General features: G+C 43.0%; 1 pseudogene. It reads left to right on the top strand.

From position 1 onward, the window contains the following. Positions 1–84 precede the first annotated feature (84 nt). Positions 85–442 (top strand): annotated as a pseudogene (locus tag ACM0OZ_RS49235) (3-deoxy-7-phosphoheptulonate synthase); the annotation flags it as partial.

Here is a 442-nt window from a genome sequence, read left to right as displayed (position 1 = left end):
AAAAAACGAGTTGAAAACGCCAAATAACTCACGGCGTCCCAAGATACAAACAAGAAACCAAAACTATTTTACGAGGAAAACAAAATGATTGTCGTCATCAAATCCCAAACAAGTGCATCTGAAGTTCAACGCATCATTCAAGAATTGGATCGCTACCCTGTCACAGTTGAAAAAGTCGTCGGCAAAGACAAAGTTGTCATAGGCTTAGTGGGTGAGACAACTGCGATCGCTCCAGAACACATTCAACAAATCAGCCCATTCATTGAACAAGTCGTGCGGGTAAAACAGCCATTTAAGCGGGCTTCCTTAGAATATCGCTATGGTGAACCAAGTGAAGTGGTTGTGCCAACTCCCAATGGTCCAGTAACGTTTGGTCAAAATCATCCGTTAGTAGTCGTGGCTGGACCTTGTTCAGTGGAAAATGAAGAAATGATTGTCGCCA

Origin of the sequence: Scytonema sp. PCC 10023, from assembly GCF_963920835.1 — a bacterium.
In the GTDB taxonomy this organism is placed as follows: domain Bacteria; phylum Cyanobacteriota; class Cyanobacteriia; order Cyanobacteriales; family Nostocaceae; genus Kalymmatonema.
This window is presented reverse-complemented; position numbering and strand designations above follow the sequence as displayed.